The sequence below is a fragment of the Geomicrobium sp. JCM 19055 genome (assembly GCF_000698185.1).
Taxonomy (GTDB): Bacteria; Bacillota; Bacilli; order Bacillales; family Marinococcaceae; genus Geomicrobium_A; species Geomicrobium_A sediminis.
In genome coordinates this window covers 78,570-92,023 of record NZ_BAXL01000015.1, presented here as the reverse complement: position 1 = coordinate 92,023, position 13,454 = coordinate 78,570, and the positions used below count along the sequence as shown (strand labels likewise).

10 protein-coding genes and 5 pseudogenes are annotated in these 13,454 nt (G+C 42.4%); 8 read left to right on the top strand and 7 right to left on the bottom strand.

Annotation, left to right across the window (positions count from 1 at the left end; genetic code table 11):
• Window positions 1-131 precede the first annotated feature (131 nt).
• Window positions 132-1,187, top strand: coding sequence for a YncE family protein (locus JCM19055_RS13995; RefSeq protein ID WP_042360161.1), 1,056 nt, complete (start codon window positions 132-134; stop codon window positions 1,185-1,187).
• A gap of 170 nt (window positions 1,188-1,357) precedes the next feature.
• On the opposite strand, the gene JCM19055_RS13990 is transcribed toward JCM19055_RS13995, so the two are convergent.
• The 4 genes and pseudogenes from JCM19055_RS13990 to JCM19055_RS13975 all read right to left on the bottom strand — a co-directional run bounded on the left by JCM19055_RS13990 (window position 1,358) and on the right by JCM19055_RS13975 (window position 5,281).
• Window positions 1,358-2,167: a bifunctional 2-polyprenyl-6-hydroxyphenol methylase/3-demethylubiquinol 3-O-methyltransferase UbiG gene (locus tag JCM19055_RS13990; protein ID WP_042360160.1), complete on the bottom strand. Its 810-nt coding sequence runs from the start codon at window positions 2,165-2,167 to the stop codon at window positions 1,358-1,360.
• A 63-nt stretch (window positions 2,168-2,230) separates the two neighbouring features.
• Window positions 2,231-2,710, bottom strand: coding sequence for a GNAT family N-acetyltransferase (locus JCM19055_RS13985; protein ID WP_042360159.1), 480 nt, complete (start codon window positions 2,708-2,710; stop codon window positions 2,231-2,233).
• Between the two features lie 217 nt (window positions 2,711-2,927).
• Window positions 2,928-3,943, bottom strand: a pseudogene (locus JCM19055_RS13980) (cytochrome d ubiquinol oxidase subunit II).
• Window positions 3,940-5,281, bottom strand: a pseudogene (locus tag JCM19055_RS13975) (cytochrome ubiquinol oxidase subunit I). The pseudogenes JCM19055_RS13980 and JCM19055_RS13975 overlap by 4 nt, the downstream one beginning before the upstream one ends.
• Window positions 5,282-5,804: 523 nt before the next feature.
• Here JCM19055_RS13975 and JCM19055_RS24145 point away from each other — a divergent pair.
• From JCM19055_RS24145 to JCM19055_RS25615, 7 genes and pseudogenes are all read left to right on the top strand, one after another.
• A complete protein-coding gene (locus tag JCM19055_RS24145; RefSeq protein WP_052366357.1) occupies window positions 5,805-6,497 on the top strand; it encodes a hypothetical protein in 693 nt (230 codons plus the stop codon).
• A 310-nt stretch (window positions 6,498-6,807) separates the two neighbouring features.
• Window positions 6,808-7,869 (top strand): sulfate ABC transporter substrate-binding protein, encoded by a 1,062-nt coding sequence (locus tag JCM19055_RS13965; RefSeq protein WP_042360158.1) that lies wholly within the window; start codon window positions 6,808-6,810, stop codon window positions 7,867-7,869.
• Window positions 7,870-7,884: 15 nt separating this feature from the next.
• Window positions 7,885-8,720 (top strand): annotated as a pseudogene (gene cysT / locus JCM19055_RS13960) (sulfate ABC transporter permease subunit CysT).
• A pseudogene (gene cysW, locus JCM19055_RS13955) lies at window positions 8,717-9,522 on the top strand (sulfate ABC transporter permease subunit CysW). Before cysT ends, cysW begins: the two co-directional pseudogenes overlap by 4 nt.
• A gap of 5 nt (window positions 9,523-9,527) precedes the next feature.
• Window positions 9,528-10,601 carry a sulfate/molybdate ABC transporter ATP-binding protein gene (locus JCM19055_RS13950; RefSeq protein ID WP_042360157.1) on the top strand — a complete coding sequence of 358 codons (1,074 nt, stop codon included), beginning with the start codon at window positions 9,528-9,530 and terminating at the stop codon, window positions 10,599-10,601.
• Window positions 10,602-10,621: 20 nt separating this feature from the next.
• Window positions 10,622-11,847, top strand: a pseudogene (locus JCM19055_RS13945) (threonine synthase).
• A gap of 20 nt (window positions 11,848-11,867) precedes the next feature.
• Window positions 11,868-12,014 carry a YezD family protein gene (locus JCM19055_RS25615; protein WP_081833716.1) on the top strand — a complete coding sequence of 49 codons (147 nt, stop codon included), beginning with the start codon at window positions 11,868-11,870 and terminating at the stop codon, window positions 12,012-12,014.
• Between the two features lie 97 nt (window positions 12,015-12,111).
• Here the strand turns inward: JCM19055_RS25615 and JCM19055_RS13940 are convergent, their stop codons facing one another.
• From JCM19055_RS13940 to JCM19055_RS31945, 3 genes are all read right to left on the bottom strand, one after another.
• The gene (locus JCM19055_RS13940) at window positions 12,112-12,678 is read right to left on the bottom strand and encodes a bifunctional precorrin-2 dehydrogenase/sirohydrochlorin ferrochelatase (RefSeq protein WP_042360156.1); all 567 of its coding nucleotides are present in this window, start codon (window positions 12,676-12,678) and stop codon (window positions 12,112-12,114) included.
• A 60-nt stretch (window positions 12,679-12,738) separates the two neighbouring features.
• Window positions 12,739-13,116: a CbiX/SirB N-terminal domain-containing protein gene (locus JCM19055_RS24140; protein ID WP_052366356.1), complete on the bottom strand. Its 378-nt coding sequence runs from the start codon at window positions 13,114-13,116 to the stop codon at window positions 12,739-12,741.
• A gap of 74 nt (window positions 13,117-13,190) precedes the next feature.
• Window positions 13,191-13,349 (bottom strand): sirohydrochlorin chelatase, encoded by a 159-nt coding sequence (locus JCM19055_RS31945; RefSeq protein WP_370543161.1) that lies wholly within the window; start codon window positions 13,347-13,349, stop codon window positions 13,191-13,193.
• Between the last annotated feature and the right edge of the window lie 105 nt (window positions 13,350-13,454).

Here is a 13,454-nt window from a genome sequence, read left to right as displayed (position 1 = left end):
TAAAGACTTCACTTCTTCCTTTTGTTTATCCGCTCTATACTTACTCATTTTAAAATTACAACACCACTACCTGATGTTCAACCATACAATCATTTCAAAGATTCATATCCTAATGATAAAGGAGTGAGAATATGAAAAAGCGAATTACAATTAATAACAATCTAATCAATGGTCCAGGGAATATTTCTCCGATTCCTCCATTACCACCAACGTCTCCTACTTTTCCAACACAACCGACTCAGCCCACCCCACCAGTTCCCCCTCTTGAAGATTTATTATTTATTGGACATCCTGGTGAAATTACTGTATATGATGTATCACGAAGACGTGTTATCACTGAAATTGAAAATGTAGGCACACCAAATGATATTTTTATCAATTCCGAAATGAATTTGCTTTATGTAACATCTTCATTAGGATTAAGTGTTTTAAATTTATCAGATTATCAATTAATTGCACAAACACCTGCACCATCGGGTTTTATTAACGAAATTGGATACAACCCAACCAATAACACCGTCTATGTAGGTGCAGACTTTAGGGCTTTTGGATTTGATCCCGATAACAACTATCAGCTAAGTACGACGATTGATGTCACTCGAAGCGGTGCCAGTAGCGGAATGTTCGCACTAAACCCTTTGACTAACAGAGGGTATTTACCGATTGGCATAGCTGATAATGTGTATGTTCTTGACCTACTCACCAATACTTGGGTAGATACTGTTATTACTTCTCCTAATGCGTCAGATTTAGTGGCTGTAAATTCAACAACAAATCGAATTTATACGTCAAACAGTTCAACACCAAGTCGAACTATTCTACTCGACATCATTGATGGCAATACCAACACTGTCACAACTACGATTGTCCTCGCCGAACCTGGGAATTTATCCACAGGTATAGCCATAGACGAGATCAACAATCGAATTTATGTTTCAAATCGAAACACGAATAACGCATCAAACGTTCTTGCCTATGTTGTAGATGGAAACACGAACACTTTACTAGACACGATTACGATTGACCGAAACGTAAATACTAGTTCAATCACCGTTAACCCAAGTGTACGTCGCGCGTATATCTCTGATGCTGATAATGACATTATTTATGTAATTGACACCATTTCCAATACTGTAGTTGAAGAGCTTCCATTCCAAAGTTTTGTTCTAGCAGCCTATACACCTTAATCATCGAATTGGCACTTATATTTGATCTAAAAGGATAGAAAAGGAATAACAATCCTTTTCTATCCTTTTAAAGCAAAATATGAAGTAATTACTATGGAATTATTCAAGTGAAACAATTAACATTAACCTGCCAAGTATACTTTAGGAATCGCACCTTCACCGGCCTATATTCACTTTCGTCTGCCGATATAAAGCAAATGGGAAGAGATTCCTAATATGTGAGGATCTTCAGCTCGTTCAATCAAGAGATCAATTAACTTCCTTACTTCTTCCTCTCCTTTACCTTCCCAATAATTCCAACTCTCTTGATTTAAGATTGCAGCTACATTTGAGCCAATCAAATTAATCGTTTCAAATCCGTTGTTTTCCATGAATGGCTTTATGTCCTCAACCTCGAAATAATACGCACCGGTAAAACGACCCTCATCGGAATGATTGAAACAACCTGAACGTGAGAACGCATCGATTGCCCCCATGTTATCATTCGGCTTCCAACTACGAGGATTTAACAGCGAAGTAAGAATATGCCTCACTCGTGGCATAAAAGCGACAAACACCAGCCCATCACGCTTCGTAATCCTTCTTAATTCCGCTATCGCTTTTAAACGATCTTCTTCTTGTTGTATGTGATACATCGGCCCAAGCATCAACGTAGCGTCAAATTGTTCAGAGTTAAACAAAGACAACGCTCTAGCATCCGCCAAGTAAAATCCATCAAATTGACCTTCTACGTTTCGTTCCTTGGCTTTGGACTTTGCCATATCCACAAATTTAGGAGTGAGGTCCGTTAATGTCATATGATAACCTTCTTGCGCAAGCGCTACCGAATATTTCCCTGGTCCTGCTCCGTTATCAAGAATACTCCCTGTTCGTGGTAAATACTTCTTTATGTAGTGCCAATTTACTTGAAATTCAATCGGCTCACGATCAAGTCTTCCCCATTCGTCAAATTGGTTGTAATAGTTGATGACCTCACTCAAATCATTCACCTACATTCTTCGTCATTAGGCTCAAGAGATGAAACATTCCATGATGATCATTTTCTACAAAATCTTTAAATCTAAGATGAGTTGCTCGCCGATTTTACCGATTTTCCTTCTGCCAGTATCTTTAAAGCCGACACTTTTATAAAGGTTCTGAGCAGGGATGTTTTTATGGTTAACTGCCAATACAACTTCATCGATCGTCTCAAAGGTTGATGTTATGAATGTTTCTAATTCCAGCATTGCTTTTTTTGCATAGCCTTTTCCTTGTTGTTTATAATCGACCGATAACGCGGTTAGTAGCATCGCTTTAGGGTTCGGTGTATAGTCACTTACTCGGTTTGTCGTATGCAATAAGAAGAACCCTACCGGCTCCTGATTAGAAAGAATAACAATTCGATATTGTCCTTCTGATACATTCATTAGTTCTTCTGGTAAGGCTGTAAACTGCGCTTGTGCCTCTGGGAGTTCGAACTTTTCTAACAATTCAAGGTGCTCATTTTTGAAAAACGTTAACTGAATATCTACGCTATAGTTCATGTATGTTCTCTCCTTCTCAGTTTATATCTTACCATGAGAACATATGTTTTTATACGATTTTCTAAAACAATCCATAAAAAAACCAGAGGGCAACTGCCGCTCTGGTTTTGAAAGTTATTTCGTTTTATCTTTACTCGCTACGATAAAGGCAACGATGATCGCTCCGATGAGTACGAGAAACGGAGCTACTAAGATTAAGAAATCATCCAACATAAGCTCACTCCCTTTTTCCTTTTACGTACTTCGGATCGAATAAGAACAAGCGTAACAACAAGTACAAGGAAGGCAATAGTAACATCATGCCAAGAATAAAGACGACAATGAGACTAATCGCCATCGCTTCATTTGTAAAGCCGTCGTAAATGGTTAGATAAGGATACAACAAGTACGGATAATGCGAGATGCCGTAGCCGAAAAAGGCAAAGGCGAACTGACCGATCATGAGCCATACCGCAAGGCCATATTTTCGCCTGTTCCAGATTAACCAAAGTGTGATCGCCCATAACACGAATGAGAGGGCAAACATCCACCAAAGGTTTAGGATGCTATCAAAGTGAGCAGAGTTATGGTTTTGCAATTCAAAAATAATCCCGCCAGCTGCAACGATCAGTGGAACCGCCCAAATGAGTACGTATTTTCTCATGATACCTGTTGCTTCTTGATCTTCCGTCTTGCTCGCATACCACGTGAGGAAGACCGATGAAATGTAGAGCACGGCAACGATACTCAAGACAACAATTGCCCACGTTAACGGACTTGTAAACAATAATTCATAACTTAGAACGGGTTGACCGTCATCCATGTAGACAAATCCACCTTCTGAGATGGTGAGCACGACCGATAAGGATGCCGGAATCAAGATCCTGTTGCGCCGTACATGAATGCATAACCTCGGTGACCCTGAGAGCCATAGGATTCAAACGCATAGTATGAACCCCGAAGTGCGAGTAATATGATCGAAATACTCGCAGGTACTAATAGAACGCTACCGAAGAAAAACGCACTGTCTGGAAAGAAACCTATAATCCCAACGAAGAAAAAGACGAAGAAGACGTTGGTCACTTCCCAAACGGGTGACAAGTAACGCTGGATCACTTTACTTAAGATGTGCTGCTTCCCATTTATAATACTGTGGGCGTTAAACACACCTGCTCCGAAATCAATCGATCCAACAATGATATAAAAGAAGAGAAAGAGCCACAACACCGTAATGCCGATGATTTCTAAACTCATTGCTCATCCCCTCCTGCATAAGACTCTAATTCTTTCTCCACAGGTTTGTCTTTAAACATCTTGCGAAGAACGACAATCGTACCGACACCAAGAATCAGGTACAACAACACGAAGAAAAAGAAGACTAAATCTACGTGACTGGCAGTAGTTGCTCCTTCGTCAACCGTCATAATTCCTCTTAAAATCCACGGTTGGCGACCAACTTCAGACATCCACCAGCCTGCTTGAATTCCAAGGAATGATAGAGGTGCACCCATGACGATTAGCCAGCGATACCATTTTTTTATCGACAAATGTCCAATTTCTCCAACGAGCGACGAGGAAGACGAACGAGAGTGCCAGCATAAACATGCCGATCGTAATCATCGTGTCAAAGAAATAGTGAATAATGAGTGGCGGATGATGCTCTTCTGGGAATTGATCTAGACCAATGACTTTTGCATTCGGATCGCTATGTGCGAGAATGCTTAGCGCAAATGGGATTTCAATGCCGTACTTCACTTCATTATTCTCATCTAAGATTCCCCAAAGAATGAGTGGGGCTTGTTCTTCGGTTTCAAAGTGCCACTCGGCAGCTGCCAATTTCTCAGGCTGATGTTCTGCAAGGTATTTCCCTGAGAAGTCTCCAATGATTGCTGCTGCAATCGCAAAGACGAAACCAACTTTCATCATGACGTTTAGTGACTTTTTGTAATAGGCTTTGTGGCTTCCCTTCATTAAACGGAACGCAGCGATTGCCGCAAGCGTAAAGGCGATCGTCATATAAGCTGTTGCTAAGACGTGCGTCACCTTCGTTGGCATCGCGACGGTAAACATTGCAAGCAATGGATTTACGTTTGCAAGTTCACCATTAATCATTTCAAATCCACCAGGTGCATTCATGAATGAGTTAACGACAGTAATGAAAAATGCCGACAACGCACCACCAATCGCAACTGGGACGAGTAGTAACAGGTGTTTTTTCTGATTATCAAAGCGGTCCCACGTATATAAGTAAATACCGAGGAAGATCGCTTCAAAGAAAAACGCGAACACTTCCATGAAGAGTGGAAGGGCAATAATATGACCGGCAAGTTGCATAAAGTTCGGCCAGAGTAACGCTAACTGAAGACCAATCGCCGTTCCGGTTACAACACCAACAGCTACGGTAACGACAAACCCTTTCGCAAGTCTTCTTGCCATTAAAATGTAGTGTATGTCGTCTTTTTTAATCCCCAACCAGTGAAACAACATGATCATTAGCGGCAAACCGACACCTACGGTTGCGTAAAATATGTGAAACGAAAGCGTAAGCAACGTTAACAATCGACTCATTAATACGGGATCATCAATAAACATGTGCTACCCCCTTTTGAACAACACAAATAAAGTATGTTCACTACTTCACAAACTTTCGATTTCATTATAACAACGATTAAAACCCATTGTAATACGTGCATGTTAACATTTTATGAAGAACGCTGACCTGTCACGTCACGGTCACAATTCAGACAATGCAATGTCAAAATCAAATGCTTTATGTATACGTTTAAGTCGTTTAAATAGATGAACTCCACTATACTTACCCTAAAACCACTACTCTTACACCGCTAATCACAGTGGTTTCGGTTAAAAATTGATACTGCAAGATTTCTTACCTTCTTCTTTTGATTCCATGTTCAGTAAGTACTTTTTGACCGTGCATCTGCTTATCCGAAGTAATGATGCAATCGGCTATGTACGAAATGAATCTTCACTCATCACTTATAAAATGAGAATAAACTCTAGAAAATCATTCTTTAGGCTCCAATCGAATGAATAAATTGTCAGAGCATCAATAAATATAGAAGAGTAATCATGACGACAACGAAGGGGACGATCAATGAAAAATCGGGGTATGTGGTGGATTCTTGGGGTATCGGGCGGTGTTGTTCTACTCGTATTTGTTGCTTTTATTAGTCACATGATCGGTACGAATCAAGCGCGCGCGACGCTTGATGCACGTAAGTTTACACTCGAAGAAATTGAAATCGAGATTGCGCAGTCGTCAACGTCATTAACAGAGGTGAATGAAGAATTAAGCAGTATCCAGAATTCGCACGAGGAACAAGCCACTTTGCTACAACAACTTGAACACGATATTTCTGATCACAGTGAGGAATTCGAAGAAATGACCACCTTAATTAGTGAACGTGATGACGTCATGCTAGAGATCGAGACGTTAAATAACGAAATCGATGACAAAGAGGAATCATTAACACGTGTAATTGACGACATTGAAACGGCAGAAATTGAGCTTGAAAAATTAACGACTGGAATTGTAACGAAAGCCGAAGAACCACGTGTGTTGTCTGCTGGATATTTCACCGTCGGTCAAGACCTTCCGCCAGGGCGTTATAAAGTAGAACCGAATGCAGGTAGTGGCAATTATTTTGTAAATAGCGGTTCGAAATCAAACATCATCCTAGGGAGCGGCGACGATTCTTTTTATACGTCTGAATACATTGTCTTCCTTAACGATGGCGATGAAATTGAACAAACCTTATCTGTGCGCTATACACCCGTAGAGGAATAAGCTTAATGTAAAGGTACGCCATACCTACACCTCCTCCCTTTCTTCATGGCGCGCCTTCTCTTTTAGTGAAAACGTCATACCTGAACGGCATCGTAATTTAAGCCGTCTTCACACAATCTATCATCCAAATATTAGAAAAAAAATCGATTGACATAGTTAAACAATAAGAATAGTATGATAAAAAAGAAAACCCTACGTGCTGACCGGACAACCGAAGGCCAATTGAGGAGAGGTTTAATAAAAACCTTTGCTTTTTTTACTCGTTTAATTCAGAGTATTTACATTTGAATTATATCTTTTATAAGGAAGGATGATGATTGTGAAGTATTATTCTTACTTTCTTGGAGGAGTAACGGTTGTTTCGATTCTTTCTGCATGTAACGTAGGTGGATTTGATGAAGATCAAAGCGGTGAAGCCATTCAAGACAATTCGACGGCTGACGGAGATGTCATTGAATTGCTAAACGTCTCTTATGACCCTACTCGTGAGTTTTATGATGACTACAATGAAGCTTTTCGTACGTATTGGCAAGAAGAAACCGGTGACACGGTCACAGTTAATCAGTCTCACGGTGGTTCTGGAAGTCAAGCACGTTCCGTATTGGATGGGCTACAAGCGGATGTTGTGACCTTAGCGCTTGCCTATGATATTGATGTTTTACAAGAGCGTGAATTATTGGATTCTGAGTGGCAAAGTGACTTTCCAGACAATGCCTCCCCTTATACGTCAACGATTAACTTTCTAGTGCGTGAAGGCAATCCAAAAGACATTCAAGATTGGGATGATCTCGTTCGAGAAGATGTAGAAGTTGTAACTCCAAACCCGAAAACATCTGGTGGTGCTCGCTGGAATTACTTAGCCGCTTGGGGATATGCCGAAGATACATATGGCGAAGAAGAGGCGGAGGATTTTGTTACGAACATCTATGAGAACGTCACCGTATTGGATTCAGGAGCTCGTGGTTCGACGACATCGTTTATTGAGCGCGGTATCGGAGATGTGTTGCTCGCATGGGAAAACGAAGCGCTACTCACTGTGCATGAATTAAATGCTGAAGACTTCGAGATTATTACCCCATCGGTTTCAATTCTAACTGAGCCACCTGTCGCGATTGTCGATACGAATGTCCAACAAAAAGGAACGGAAGAAGTCGCTCATGCCTACTTGGATTATTTATATTCTGACGAAGGTCAAACGATTGCAGCAGAACATTATTACCGACCACGAAATGAAGATATTTTAGCTGATTACGATGACTACTTTCCAGACGTCGAGTTATTTACGATTGAAGAGAGATTCGGAAGCTGGGATGAAGCACAAGAAAGACATTTTTCGGATGGTGGCGTTTTTGATCAGATCTACGCGCCATAGTCAGGAGGAACTACGATGAAACGCACACTTCCAGGCTTCCCGCTTTCTTTCGGCTTTATGATGTTTTACATGAGCTTTATCGTCTTCATTCCTTTAATTGCATTGGTTTGGTACACGATGGGAATCGGGTGGGAAGCGTTTTGGAATGCCGTTACTGATCCTAGATTATTTGCAGCACTTCGACTAAGCTTTTCTGCTTCTTTTATTGCGGCAATGATTAACGGCGTCTTCGGTTTACTCATTGCTGGGTACTCGTTCGGTACGACTTCTTTGGAAAACGGATTATGGACGGAATGATTGACCTTCCATTTGCTTTACCGACAGCAGTTGCAGGCATCGCACTGACGAGCCTTTATGCCGAAAATGGCTGGATCGGTTCGTTACTTGCACCACTTGGAATTCAAGTCGCATTTACACCGATTGGCGTGACGATTGCGCTTACGTTTATCGGCCTACCGTTTGTCGTCCGCATGGTTGAGCCGGTATTGCGTTCACTCGATCAAGAAACAGAAGAGGCGGCTGGATTACTCGGCGCTTCTCCTTTTACCATTTTTAAAACTGTATTGCTCCCGTTATTAACACCCGCAATTTTAGCGGGCATGACACTTGCATTTGCACGGGCACTTGGCGAATACGGTTCCGTCGTCTTTATCGCTGGAAACATCCCGATGCAAACCGAGATTGTTCCTTTACTCATCATGAATAAGCTTGAACAATTTGATTACGCGGGAGCGACGGCGATTGCAACGGTAATGCTCGCTCTTTCATTTCTTTTGTTGCTTGGAGCGAATATCCTGCAATGGTGGCTTTCTAGAAAATTAGGGCAAAAGGTGGTGGATTCTTCCCGATGAACACAAAAACCTACAAGCCCCTCTTAATTTTCATTGCTTTTCTTTTTCTAACGCTGTTTTTGTTATTACCTTTACTTATTATTTTCATCGGTGCATTTAGCCAAGGATTTGAAGTGTTTTGGTATTCCATTACGGAGCCTGCAGCAAGGCACGCAATTTTTCTAACCTTGCTCGTTGTTGTCGTTACAGTCCCACTCCACACGTTGTTCGGGTTAGCTGCTGCTTGGGCACTCACGAAATATCGCTTTCGTGGTCGACAATTGTTAATTACATTAATTGAGATTCCTTTCGCTGTCTCCCCAGTTATTGCGGGTCTTGTGTTTATTATTCTTTACGGAGTAAATGGCTTTTTTTTGGGGAATGGTTACTTGCAAATAACTTGCAAATCATCTTTGCCGTACCTGGAATTATTCTTGCGACGATGTTTGTCACGCTACCGTTTATTGCCAGGGAACTGATTCCTTTAATGGAGGCTCAAGGAAGCGATGCTGAAGAAGCTTCTCTCACACTAGGTGCAGGTGGTTTCAGAACGTTCTATCACGTGACCCTCCCTGCAATTAAATGGGGACTACTGTACGGAGTGATTCTTTGTAGTGCCCGTGCAATTGGAGAGTTCGGAGCGGTTTCCGTCGTATCTGGACGCATTCGCGGAGCAACAAACACGATGCCGTTACATGTAGAAATCCTTTACAACGAATATCAATTTGCTGCTGCTTTTTCAGTTGCATTACTCATGTCATTGTTCGCGATTTTTACGATTGTCATTAAGCAAGTCGTCGAACGAAAACAACAACTGGGGTGAATAGGATGTCAATCACAATTACAGGCATTACAAAAGACTTCGGTAAAACTGAAGTCCTTAAGAACATCAATCTCACCGTCAATGAAGGCGAATTATTAGCACTACTCGGTCCTTCAGGCTCTGGGAAAACGACGTTGCTTCGTATGATTGCAGGCCTTGAACACGCAACTAAAGGAGACATCTTCTTTGATGGCAATAACATGACCAACGTGAATGCAAAAGACCGAAATGTAGGTTTTGTGTTTCAACATTATGCCTTGTTCTCACATATGAAAGTCAAAGACAACATCGCCTACGGCTTACGTGTAAAAAAGAAAAAGGATCGACCGACAAAGTCACAAATCGATTCAAAAGTAAATGAGCTACTTGAACTTGTAAAGCTTGAAGGATTGGGCGAACGGTATCCTAGTCAGCTCTCAGGTGGACAAAAACAGCGCGTAGCCCTTGCTCGCTCACTAGCGATCGAGCCTTCGGTGTTATTACTTGATGAACCTTTTGGCGCACTCGATGCCCAAGTTAGAAAAGAGTTACGTCGCTGGCTGCGAACGCTCCATAAACAAACCGGTGTGACGACCGTTTTTGTGACACACGATCAAGAAGAAGCGCTCGATGTTGCTGATCAAGTCATCGTCTTAAATGACGGAGAAATTATTCAAGAAGGTACCCCGTCCGATATTTATGATTCACCTAACAGTCCATTTATGTACCGTTTTTTAGGTAATGCAAATGAATTGAAGGGCACCGCAACAAAAGAAGGCATTTCTATAGGAGGCGTAACACTTGCCAGTGGAGAACCACATGCAGATGGCGAAAACGTAGTGAGCTATGTTCGACCTCATGAAATTTCGCTCGCGCACAACTCTGGAAATGATCATCGCTTAGAAGTCGAAATTACGAAAACTCATCCTGTCGGTCCGATCGTATTCATTGAAGCAAGACGACTAGATCGTGATCAGGAGCACATTGAAATTGAGCTTTCAAAAGGTACATTTGACAACTTGTCCATCAAAGTTGGCGACATCATGTTCGCTCATGTAGAGCGTTTCGGAACATTTCAAGCAAATGAATATATGATTTAACTCGTACAGGAGGTTCAATCGTGAAACAAAACTATAGCTACTTTACACACCTCGAATGTCCAAAATGTAAGAAAGAGTATGACGGGTCCACCGCTACACATTTATGCGTATGTGGATCCCCGCTTCTAGCACGTTATGATTTGCAACGTTTAAAAGAACATTGGTCAATAGAACAGCTCAAAACACGCGAACCAACGCTTTGGCGTTATCACGAAGTACTTCCTGTGCTGAGTCCAGCAAACCGCGTCTCACTCGGAGAAGGAATGACACCTCTCGTTCATATGGAGACACTCGGTAAAACGTACGAGTTACCGAACCTTTACATGAAAGACGAAGGCCTACTCCCTACAGGTTCTTTTAAAGCTAGAGGTGCTGCAGTCGGCGTTTCGAAAGCAAAGGAAGTCGGGGTCCAGACGCTTGCGATGCCAACAAACGGGAATGCAGGGGCCGCTTGGGCGTTATACGCTTCTAGAGCTGGTATTCAAGCGCACATCGTGATGCCACTCCAAACGCCTGAAATTACAAAACGTGAAGTCATTGCAGCTGGAGGGACACTTTCTTTAATTGACGGACTCATCCATGATGCTGGACATGCCGTATCAGAAGCTTCTAAAGAACACGGTTGGTACAACGTAAGCACATTAAAAGAGCCTTACCGAATCGAAGGTAAAAAAACGATGGGCTATGAGATCTTTGAACAATATGGCTATCACCTCCCTGATGTGATCCTTTATCCAACAGGTGGAGGTGTCGGTTTAATTGGCATTTATAAAGCATTTCTAGAACTCAAGACACTCGGATGGATCCCTAACGACGCCACTCTGCCACGCCTCGTCGCTGTTCAATCAGAAACGTGTGCACCCATCGTTAAAGCGTACGAACAAAGAAAAACCCATGCTGACGTTTGGGAGAACGCAGAAACGATTGCATTTGGCATTAATGTTCCGAAAGCGATTGGAGATTTCCTCGTGCTTGAAGCCATCTACGAAACGAATGGATGTGCCTTGCTGTCTCTGACGAAGAGTTGTTAGCCGAGCAAAAGCAAGTCGCAGAGCGTGAAGGGAATTGGATTTGTCCTGAAGGCGGTGCGACGTTTGCCGCAACGAAAAAGCTACGACAATCCGGGTGGATCCAAGAAGATGAACACGTTCTTTGCTTAAATACCGGAATGGGGATTAAATACCCTGATACGGTCACGTATCACGATGAAGATTACCTTAAGCACTCACTTACGACAAAGCATTAATACCATAGGAGGGAGACTTGATGTCAGCTAGTCATCCACAAATTGAAGAAGTCAAAGAAACTGTAGAACAGATGTTAGCCACACTACAATATGGATCTGTTACGATCATCGTACAAGATGGCCACGTCGTACAAATCGACAAAAACGAAAAGCACCGAATAAAATGACACTGCCTTACTGGCTGTCATTTTATTCGGTGCTTAACTTTATCCACACGTTTAGAACTCATCACTCCATTGTTTCGCGAGCGACTCGAATGCTTCCTTACGATTTGGATCGTTCAAAAAAAGATTGAGCTGAGATTCTCTTTAGCAATTCCGAACGCATCGTTTGCGACATCGTTTGTTGCTTCAATGCCGTACGAGCTTCTTCCAAAAAAGCTAATTCTTCTTCTACCGTCCCCGGCAAGATGTCACGAATCTCACGCTCTAAGCGTTTTGCGTAATGAGGACTTGATCCGTGCGTCGAAAGAGCAACTGTCAAATTCCCTCGTTGAATAGACTTTGGAAAATGAAAATCACTTTGCGCCATCTGATCCGCTCGATAAATCAGCTGACGCGGCGCTCGATTTCGCATTAACGCCTCGTGTAGTTTTGGTACATTTGTACATAACACAAGGATACTCGCAAGAAAACATTCCGAATCTCTCACCCGACGTTTTTCCCAACGCACCTTGCGTAGAAGGCTTTCAGGCAATTCCGGCGAGATCACGACAATGTCTGAATGGTAATCGAGCAATTGTTCAATTCTTCTCGTTCCAACCTTCCCAGCACCAACAACAACGACTTGTGCATCTTTTGGATGCATCATAATGGAATAACTACTTGTCATACGTGCCCACCTGAGCTAATGCCCGAGAAACGATCACCGGCGCTAACTCATGATCCGCACCTAAAACTCACACAACGTGTACGTTGTCTCACCTTTTCGGCATTGTAGTTTTTGTTCTAACTCATTCATAAGCACACCTGTAAATAGTAAGTAAGGCAACACTACCGTATGCTCGGATCGCAAACGTTCAACTTTCTCTAATCCTTCGTCAACTGTCGGTGTTGTTGCTGCTAAAAAGCAAGTCTCTACATAACGACAGTCCACACGCTCATAGATGAGGCGAGCAATCTTCGCTACGTCACTCGGTTGGTACCCATCACTGGATCCTCTTCCAACGATTAAGACGTCTACATCTGTTCGTTTTGTCTTATCTGCTAATCTAGACACTCCCGCTGCTTCTAAACGTTTGACCGCTAGTTCAACGACCTCCTCACACACCCCGATCGTTTCCCTGTAGTGGATACGTATCGTCGGATAATTTTTTTATTGCTTCCTCCACTTGCTCAGGAATATCAACTTGCATGACCCGCTGTTAAAAGCAAAACCGGCACAACTGTAATCTCAGTTGCACCGTTTTGCACGCAGTGATTCATCGCCTCTGCAATCGTCGGGGAGGACAATTCTATAAACCCGTACGTCTGAAACACCTCGGGTTCAGGGTAAAGTACCATGACTTCATGAATAAACCGCTCGAACTGTTCGACCCTGCTTTCACCCGACTGCCATGACCGACGTACAAGATCGCTTTCATGTTCTTCCTCCTTAATCGCAAAATA

Coding starts and splice junctions, on each gene's coding strand:
- JCM19055_RS13995 (WP_042360161.1), top strand. CDS start 132: ATGAAAAAGCGAATTACAATTAATAACAATCTAATCAATGGTCCAGGG.
- JCM19055_RS13985 (WP_042360159.1), bottom strand. CDS start 2,710: ATGAACTATAGCGTAGATATTCAGTTAACGTTTTTCAAAAATGAGCAC.
- JCM19055_RS24145 (WP_052366357.1), top strand. CDS start 5,805: ATGAAAAATCGGGGTATGTGGTGGATTCTTGGGGTATCGGGCGGTGTT.
- JCM19055_RS13965 (WP_042360158.1), top strand. CDS start 6,808: ATGATGATTGTGAAGTATTATTCTTACTTTCTTGGAGGAGTAACGGTT.
- JCM19055_RS13950 (WP_042360157.1), top strand. CDS start 9,528: ATGTCAATCACAATTACAGGCATTACAAAAGACTTCGGTAAAACTGAA.
- JCM19055_RS25615 (WP_081833716.1), top strand. CDS start 11,868: ATGTCAGCTAGTCATCCACAAATTGAAGAAGTCAAAGAAACTGTAGAA.
- JCM19055_RS13940 (WP_042360156.1), bottom strand. CDS start 12,678: ATGACAAGTAGTTATTCCATTATGATGCATCCAAAAGATGCACAAGTC.
- JCM19055_RS31945 (WP_370543161.1), bottom strand. CDS start 13,349: ATGGTACTTTACCCTGAACCCGAGGTGTTTCAGACGTACGGGTTTATA.